Annotated in this window: 5 protein-coding genes and 1 tRNA gene; 5 read left to right on the top strand and 1 reads right to left on the bottom strand. The window is 58.9% G+C overall.

Annotation, left to right across the window (positions count from 1 at the left end):
- Positions 1-345 precede the first annotated feature (345 nt).
- Both NZK35_RS33445 and NZK35_RS33440 read left to right on the top strand, forming a co-directional pair.
- Positions 346-418, top strand: a tRNA-Thr gene (locus NZK35_RS33445).
- A gap of 482 nt (positions 419-900) precedes the next feature.
- On the top strand, positions 901-3411 hold the full coding sequence (locus NZK35_RS33440; RefSeq protein ID WP_259636876.1) for a serine/threonine-protein kinase: 2511 nt from the start codon (positions 901-903) through the stop codon (positions 3409-3411).
- 40 nt (positions 3412-3451) lie between these two features.
- Here NZK35_RS33440 and argJ read toward each other — a convergent pair whose 3' ends face one another.
- The gene (gene argJ / locus NZK35_RS33435) at positions 3452-4642 is read right to left on the bottom strand and encodes a bifunctional glutamate N-acetyltransferase/amino-acid acetyltransferase ArgJ (RefSeq protein WP_259636875.1); all 1191 of its coding nucleotides are present in this window, start codon (positions 4640-4642) and stop codon (positions 3452-3454) included.
- 290 nt (positions 4643-4932) lie between these two features.
- Here argJ and NZK35_RS33430 point away from each other — a divergent pair, with 290 nt between their 5' ends.
- The 3 genes from NZK35_RS33430 (at position 4933) to NZK35_RS33420 (ending at position 8500) form a co-directional block, all read left to right on the top strand.
- Positions 4933-5919: an ABC transporter ATP-binding protein gene (locus NZK35_RS33430; RefSeq protein ID WP_259636877.1), complete on the top strand. Its 987-nt coding sequence runs from the start codon at positions 4933-4935 to the stop codon at positions 5917-5919.
- A complete protein-coding gene (locus tag NZK35_RS33425; RefSeq protein ID WP_259636874.1) occupies positions 5916-6884 on the top strand; it encodes an ABC transporter permease in 969 nt (322 codons plus the stop codon). The genes NZK35_RS33430 and NZK35_RS33425 overlap by 4 nt, the downstream gene beginning before the upstream one ends.
- A 263-nt stretch (positions 6885-7147) precedes the next feature.
- Positions 7148-8500: a DUF58 domain-containing protein gene (locus tag NZK35_RS33420; RefSeq protein ID WP_259636873.1), complete on the top strand. Its 1353-nt coding sequence runs from the start codon at positions 7148-7150 to the stop codon at positions 8498-8500.
- Positions 8501-8565: the final 65 nt, after the last annotated feature.

Below are 8565 nucleotides of genomic sequence, written 5' to 3'. Positions count from 1 at the left end.
CGCTTAACTTAGCGGTATTGTGTTTAAACGGGCTGTCTGAGGCGGGGAAGGCGACGTTCCGCCACTGCTTCAAGCTGTGACGAAGGGACAGGGGGTTGGGCGATTGGGTGAACGCTCACGGGTGTGCGGTGTCCAAACGGCATCGGATTTCTCGCACCGCGGTGCAGTGTGAGAATTTCGCTACAGGATGGCGATCGCGCGGCCGAATAACGTAGGTGTGCGGAGGGTTGGTGGTAGAATTTTTCCAGCGGCCCGATGGGCCCTGGTCGACCAAGCTTTGGTTTTGTAATTTGCAGACTTGAGACGTTGATAGCCACAAGCCTGGCGGGTCGTCCATCCAAACACGCCGACGTAGCTCAGCTGGTAGAGCAATTCATTCGTAATGAATAGGTCAGGGGTTCGAATCTCCTCGTCGGCTCTGATGTCAGTACTGGTGGCATCCCCGCGGTTGATGGCGCGGTGTATCTCGCGTCGAAACACGCCCGCGTCACTCAACGTGGCAGTGCCCTTGGCTCCGGCGTTTCAAAAATCGCAGTCCAAACGGTCCGTCATCTTGACCGTCGACGCCCCCGTCCCCCATCGAAGTCTCACCGATGCGACGGCGGCAGCTTCAAGAGTCTCGAGCACGCAGATCATCGGCGGTGCCGCGCATACTACGTGTTGATCTCCTTGGGATTTCTTCGTCCGATCGTATCGGGATCGATCATTGGTTCCTGGAGCAGTCGAGAAAACTCTGCCAGATGTGGATCGGTGTCGTTCGGACTTGCCAGCTCATCGTCGTCCTCGCTTAAGAATTCACCGGCCTGTTGATGCGCTCGCAGCAGTTGGTCGAGTTCGCTGGTCTATAATCCGGTCGAAGGCTTCTGTTTCTGCGCACCATTCCTAAGATCAAACGTTGTCATGTCCTACCCGGACGAGAAACCGACCGAAAAGCGGGAGCTCGATGATTTGTTGGCGACCTCTGATCCGCTCGAGTCCATTGATCCCGATTTGACAACGGACGCTCCGCCATTATCGCCAACTCCGATTCGAATCGGCCGCGGAAGCCAATCTCCCTCGGACTTGGAAGCGACCCTTGACGACCAGGATCGACTGATCATCGACCGGATCTGCCAAGCCTTCCAAGACCGCTGGAAGGCCAGCGATGATCCGCCAAACATTGAATCCTTCTTGTCCGGCGATCTGAAACCGCACTTGCGGCAAATCATCGCACGCGAGCTGGTTCGGATCGACGTCGCGGAACGCCAGCGGAGCGGCAGTTCGATCGGAAAGAAGGAGTATTTGAAGCGGTTGCCAGAGTTCGAGGATGACATTGAGCTGGCCTTCTCACTGGCAGATTCGGGGCAGGTGCGTCAGGCCACCAAGGTCAATTCGGGAGCCGGTCATCGGGGTGACGTCGCGATGCCTCGCGAGAACGATCCGAAGGCCCGCTATCAGGCGACGGAAATGCACGCCAGGGGTGGATTGGGCGCCGTTTACCGTGCGCGTGATCGAGAGCTCAAACGCGTCGTCGCACTCAAGGAGATCTTGCCTGAGCATCGCGACAAAGAGCAATACCAGGAGAAGTTCATTTTCGAAGCCGAAGTCACCGGCTCGCTGGAACATCCCGGGATCGTTCCGGTCTACGGACTGGGGCGTTACTCGGATAACCAGCCGTATTACGCCATGCGGTTTATCCGCGGCCGTTCTTTCAGCGCGGTGATCAAGAGTTTTCACCTGTCGCATTCACCGCCGTCCGCTGATGCTTACCTGAGTCGCGAGTTTCGGACCATGCTGCGACGTTTGATCGACGCCTGCAACGCGATTCAGTTTGCACACGAGCATGGCGTGCTACATCGTGATCTGAAGCCCGCCAACATCATGCTGGGGAAATATGGGGAAACGTTGGTCGTTGATTGGGGGCTTGCGAAACTGATCTCACGATCGGCGGAAGTGACAAAAGAAGGAGATCAGACGACCTTCTATGCTCTCAGCGGCAGCGGTTCAACGAAGACTCGGCACGGTGCGATCGTCGGCACCCCGATGTACATGAGTCCCGAGCAAGCGTTCGGGGACCACGACGCGCTTGACGGTCGTAGCGACGTGTACAGTCTAGGAGCGATCTTATTCAATTTGATCACCGGCACCACACCGATCGAGGGCGGGACGTCGATCGACGTCATCAAGAACGTCCGTTCGGGAAAGATCCGTCGAATGGATCGGCTCAATCCCGTCGCTCCCAAACCGTTGGCGTCGATCTGCGCCAAAGCGATGGCACTCGATCGCGAGCAGCGATACGAAAACGCGACCGACTTGGCCGACGACATCGATCGGTGGATGAATGACGAACTCGTCCTGGCACATGCGGCTCACGAAAACGCGTTGGAACGCGCCGGACGCCTGATTCGTCGTTATCGTAGCTGGTCAATTTCCGGAGCGGCCGCGTTGTTGATGATCTCGATCATCGCCGTCGGCTCCGCCCTGTTGATCAATCGCGCCCGTCGCAACGAGCAACTCGCGAAAGTTCAAGCCAAACAGTATCAACGCGACGCGCTGGGGCGCTACCGCGATTCGAGAGAGGCGATTGACAAGTGGTTGGTCCAAAGCAGTGACGCACTGGAGTACTTTCCCGGTACACAGCAGGTCCGAAAAAGATTGCTCGAACAAGCCATCGGCGACTACGAGCGTTTATCAAAAAGTCCGAGCGCCGATCCGGCGTTGGAGCTCGAACGAGGACGGGCACTCGTGCGGGTCGGTGAGTTGCTGCAAATGCAGCAAGACCATGATGGCGCACAACGCCACTTTGGCTCCGCGCTGGAGGTGTTTGAGAACCGTGCAGGAGATCCGGCGCTTCGAGTCGCCTACGATGCGGAAGCGGCAGGAACCCGTATTCGTATCGGTGTCAGCCTCGCGCTGCAGGGACGCAGGGCCGATGCAGAACGAGAGTATCTCGATTCCATTGACGCGCTTTCCAACCTCGCTGCGGAGAGCGCGGATGACCGTGCGCGTCGCCTGTTGGCCAGCGCCCACGTCAACGCAGGCCAGTTCTACCTGGATTCGGACACCGCACGCGCCGTGGAACAACTCACGAACGCCCTTTCGACACTCCAAAGCTTCGGTGAAGGGGCGGACGAGGAGATTCGACTGGGAACGGCTTCGACACACAACCTGCTGGGGCAAATTCACCGCATCGTCGACAACCAGGACCGCGTCGCGACCAGTTTGCTCGAAAATAAGACGCCTGGATTTACCGTCTACGACGTGCGAGGCACGTGCCGACCGCGATCCTTGAGCGGTTTGCTCTTCGTCTTCGGAATTGAAAATTTCACCGACAAGACCTATCGCGAGCACCTCGATTTCCGGTCGTTGAGCGGGGTATCGGTTTTTCAGCCCGGCCTAAACGCCTACTTCGGGACCGACTGGAACTACTGAACATCAGCCGCGTGCTGGCGAGGTCCCGGGCAGCGTGACCTCAAGTCGTGTATTCGCTGTTGAAGCGGACGTATTCGACGGTCAGATCGCTGGCCCAGTGGATGGCGGTTCCCGGCCCATCACCGACGAACAGGTCCAAGCCTACTTCTTTGGTCGCCTTGATCGCTTTGCTGACTGCGGCGGCATCAAAATCGGTCGGGACACCGTTGTGATAGATTTCCGTCCCGGCGAGTTTGAGTGACGTTTGCTGGGGATTGATTTTGGCATCGGCATAACCGGCGGCCGAGACGATGCGTCCCCAGTTCGGATCGCCACCGGAGATCGCAGTTTTCACCAACGGGCTGGCACCGATGGTTCGCGCGATCGTGGCGGCGCTGGCATCGTTATCGGCACCGACGACGCGGATTTTCATCACGTGCGTTGCGCCTTCACCGTCGGCGACCAGTTCTCGCGCCAAGAAACAGGCGAGATCGGTCAGTGCGCGGATGAAGTCTTTTTCATTGGAATCGCCGATGCGGACGCCGCTGGCGCCACTGGAAAGCAACAGCAGCGTGTCGTTGGTGCTGGTGTGTCCATCAACACTGACGCAGTTGAAACTTTTTGATGCGACCTCGCGAAGGATCCGTTGAGATTGCTGGGGGTCTAACTGGGCGTCGGTCATCACGACGGCAAGCATGGTGGCCAGATTGGGCGAGATCATGCCGGCGCCTTTGGCCATCGCCGCAATCCGAATCGTCTGGTCGCCGAGTTGGATTTCGCGACACTCGGCTTTGCGGTACTTGTCGGTCGTCAAAATGGCGTCAGCCGCCGCGGTGAAGTCGTCGATGCCGCGTCCGAGTTTTGCGACCGAGTTCTTGATGCCTGCCTGAACGCGGTCCATCGGCATTTTCTTTCCGATGATCCCGGTGCTCATCACCAGCACCTCGGCTTCGGAGGCGGAGATGGCGTCCGCGACACTGCGGCACATCTCTGCGGCATCCAACGCACCTTGCCGGCCCGTGCAGGCGTTCGCGTTACCGCTGTTGGTGACGACGGCGCGGATCCGTTTGGAAGGTGTCAAACTGCGGCAGATTTCGACGGGCGCGGCGACCACTTGGTTCTGGGTGTAAACGCCGGAAGCAACCAATCGGTTGTCCCCAACGATGAGCGACAGGTCTGGTTTTCCGCTGGGCTTGATTCCACAGGCGACGCCGGCAAATTGGAATCCAGCGGGAAGTTCAGAGGAGGTCATGGACAAGTTTGCGAAAATAGGGGCGGGAGCAGTGAAAAGAAAGATGGCGGTGCGGTAGCGGAAGACGCCCGGGCGATCGAGAATGGTAGGCGAGGTCCGGCAGTTAGATTCTAAGGTTTGACCGACTCTCACAATAGACCGATAGAATTTCCACCGTTTAGGTTCTGAGCCTGTCCTTGAAACACCAGCCACCCTTGACCGAATTGATCGACCTACCGGGCCAATTGGCGACGCCGCCTGCGAATCCACGCCCCACGGCCCCTGCTGCTGAGACCAAAAACCGTCCGCCTGTGGTGGCGTGCGAAGAGTTATCCAAACATTACGGCAGCTTTCGCGCGCTGGTCGATTGCAATCTGGAAGTGCATCAGGGCGACATTTTCGGGCTGCTGGGGCCGAACGGTGCTGGCAAAACGACACTGATACGGTCTTTGTTGGGCTATTTGAACAGCAGCGGCGGACGGGCGAGCGTTTGCGGGGCAGACCCGCAAATTGATCCGGTCGCGGTGCGGCAAAACGTCTCCTATTTGCCCGGCGATGCGCGGTTGCCCCGGCACCTGCGGGGCGAAGGCGTGTTGAGGTTTTTCGCGGACATCCACCCCCGCGGCGATCTTTCCCGCAGCCGGGCGATCGCCGAGGCGCTGGAACTGGACACGCGGCGTCATGTTTCAATGATGTCGACGGGCATGCGTCAGAAACTGGCGCTTGCGGTTGTGCTCGCACCGGCGACGCCCCTGTTGATTCTCGATGAACCGACAGCCAACTTAGACCCGACGGTTCGCGGGACGGTGATGGAGTTGGTTTCCCAGGCCCATCGGGAAGGCCGCACCGTGATCTTTTCGTCTCACGTGCTCAGCGAGATCGAAGACACATGCAATCGCGTGGCGTTTCTGCGTGCAGGGCAATTGGTGCTGGAGCTGCAGATGGCGGATCTGTTCCAGCGCCATCGCATCTGGGCAGATTTGCCCGTCGGAACCGCCTTGGATCGCTCGGCCACGCTGGCCAGCCTCCCCGAATCCTTTCGCGATCACATCAGCATCGCCGAAGTCGACTCGATCGCCAGTGATGGCGCGGTGTCCGTCCGAATCGACACCGCCGGCGACCTGGCCCCGATGCTGCCCTGGATCAGTTCTTTGGGACTGCATCGGATGCGAATCGAACCGCTGGGGCTGCGTTCGGTCTACGACTCGGTGCATCACGATACCTTGGAAGACCCACGCGACCATGAAGTGCCCCCCGACAGCGACCTCAACGAACACAACGGCGGTGGAGTGGCATGATGATCAATCGAATTCTTCTGCGCAGTTACATCAAACAGGCGGCGTTGCTGTTCGTCTCACTGGGCCTGGCCTTGTTCGCGTTCGCCTGGGTTCGCGTCTGGGTCGTCAGCTTGTTGGACATGGGCCAGTTTCAAAACATCCTCGAACAGCTGCGCGGTTTTGAAAAGCTCGCGCCGATCAGTTTTGATTCCCTGTTCACCTACCAGGGTCGCGTCGGGCTGACCTTTGACGAGCCGATCATCATTCTGTGCACGGTGATCTGGTGCCTTTCGCGGGGCAGCGACGTCGTCAGCGGGGAACTGGGGCGCGGGACAATGGAAATGCTGCTGGCGCAACCGATCAGCCGGGCCCAATTGATGTGGTCCCACGCGGCCGTTGCGGTCGGCGGACTGGCGTTGCTGTGCGGACTGGTGTGGTTCGGGATTTTTGTTGGGGTGTCGGTGACGACGGTGGACGAAACCGTTCCGCCGCCGAGCGTCGATGTGCCGTTGTTCGGTTGGACCATTCCGCTGCAGATCAGCGAACCGGTCGTCGAGTCGTTTCCGCTTTCAGAGCGTGTCGACTCGCGAGCGTATGCGGCACCGACGTTCAGCCTGTTCGCGTTTGGTTTTTTCCTGCTGGGACTGTCGAGTTTCTTTAGCAGCATCGACCGTTACCGGTGGCGAACGATCGGAATGGTGATGGCGATCTATGTCGTGCAATTGGTGATGTTCGGCCTGGGCAAGGCGGCCGAATCGCTGCACTGGTTGCAGGGGATGTCGTTTTTTAACTGCTACCGGCCACAGAAACTGGCCGCCATGGTCGCCGAAGACGGCCTGTCGGCGCCGTGGAATTGGTCCACGCCGATGCCCGATGCGATGCTCCCGCCGTTGATCTATCCGATGATCCTGATCGTGCTCGGCGGCGTCTGCTATCTGCTCGCCGCGAGACACTTCGCCAAACGCGATTTGCCGGCCCCGCTGTAGGGATCTTTAGTGTTGGCATCGGGCGGTTGGTACGTTGTCATGAGGCATCGCTGTTGTCTCTAGACACGGTCTTGGACAGATGGGGTGGGAGAATGATGGGGTGGCAGGATGTTTTTGGTTTCGCGATCAGGGCGGTCGGAACATCATTCTGACCCGTATGATTCTGCCAATTCAAATCATGCTGTCATTCCGACATCTTTTTCCGTCGGTCGCTTCGCTTTTCGCTGGAACCCGCGACGCGTCATCCGAGTTAGACTGATGCGATGGGAGATCCAAATGCATCGTCGGGGCCGGGGGCCGGTTTGTCGCTGATCGCTGCCGTCGCCGCAGTGTTGCTGCTGGGGCTTGCGTTCGGCGGTTCGTTGTGGGTGCTCGCCGCGATCGTTGCGGCGGCCGTGATCTTGATCAACCGTTTCTTGGCGGTGACCTGGACCCAGTGCTCGATCGCGACCCGCCAAGGCGGCGACGCAGAACTCAAGATCGGCGAATCGCTGAACGTCAAGGTTTCGGTCACCAACACCAGCAAGATCCCGGTGTTTTGGTTGCTGGTCGAAGATTTGATTCCGCGTTGGGCAACGATTCACACACCACCGACGCTGGACGTTCAGGGCGACCGAATCAACGTCCTGTTGATGTGGCCCGGACAAACACGACATTTGGACTACACGATTCAGTGCAATCGCCGCGGATATTTTCAGATCGGCCCGACCGTGCTGGAAACCGGTGATCTGATGGGGTTGTACCGCCGCTACCGGCTGGGAACCCACCCGCAGTATCTGACGGTGCTGCCCATGACGGTGGAACTGGACGATTATGAAATCGCGTCACGTCGACCGATGGGCGAAATCCGCATGCGCGACAACGTGATGGAGGATCCCACTCGATTGCGAGGTATTCGTCGTTGGGAACCCGGCGACCCGATGCGACGCGTCCATTGGTCGGCGACGGCACGCACCGGCGTCTTACACAGCAAAGTCTACGAGCCGACGTCGATCGCGGGAGCCACGTTGGTGCTGGACATGCACACCGAAACCAATCCGACCCAACATGAGCCGATTCGAACAGACCTGGCAATCACCGCCGCGTTTTCGATCGCCAGTTCACTGCACGATCAATCACAACCATTCGGGTTCATCACCAACGGGCGTGACGCCGCGGATCGAATCCGCACCGACGGTTGGATCGGCGACCACCGCGTTCGTGACCAAGCCAAGCAATCCGCGACGATGCTTGACAGAAATGATCGATTGCGGCCCGTCGTCTTGGAAGCGTCGCGGGGTGCGGTGCAATTGCAACAGTTGCGAACCACGCTGGCGCGATTGGAACGCAGCGATGGAATGACGCTTGCCGAATTGCTCAATGAAACGGAATCACGGATCAGCAACGAGACGACGCTGATTGCGATCTTGCAACAGGCGACTCCCGACACGCTGTCGACCCTGATCGGGTTCGCCCGCCGCGGGAAAGCAGTCGCGGCGATCATCAACACGCTGGACATCAACGACTACAGTGCGCTTGCCGGCCCCTTGATCGCCGCCAATATTCCGACGTTTCATCTGGTCGACGAGCAATCGATTCGCAGTCTGTGTCGTGAAGTGAATCTGCGGACGGCGTGAGTGGGGGGCATTCAACGGCGAGTGTGTGCGATACGCCGATTGGGGTTAAAGCCCAATACCGCTAA

Source organism: Stieleria sedimenti (genome assembly GCF_025060895.1).
Classification (GTDB): Bacteria; Planctomycetota; Planctomycetia; order Pirellulales; family Pirellulaceae; genus Stieleria; species Stieleria sedimenti.
Note: the sequence above shows the minus strand (reverse complement) of the source record. Positions and strands in the feature narration are given on the sequence as shown.

Bases quoted from the DNA above. Each gene is read 5' to 3' on its own strand.
- NZK35_RS33420 (WP_259636873.1), top strand. From the start codon at position 7,148: ATGGGAGATCCAAATGCATCGTCGGGGCCGGGGGCCGGTTTGTCGCTG.
- NZK35_RS33425 (WP_259636874.1), top strand. From the start codon at position 5,916: ATGATGATCAATCGAATTCTTCTGCGCAGTTACATCAAACAGGCGGCG.
- NZK35_RS33440 (WP_259636876.1), top strand. From the start codon at position 901: ATGTCCTACCCGGACGAGAAACCGACCGAAAAGCGGGAGCTCGATGAT.
- argJ (WP_259636875.1), bottom strand. From the start codon at position 4,642: ATGACCTCCTCTGAACTTCCCGCTGGATTCCAATTTGCCGGCGTCGCC.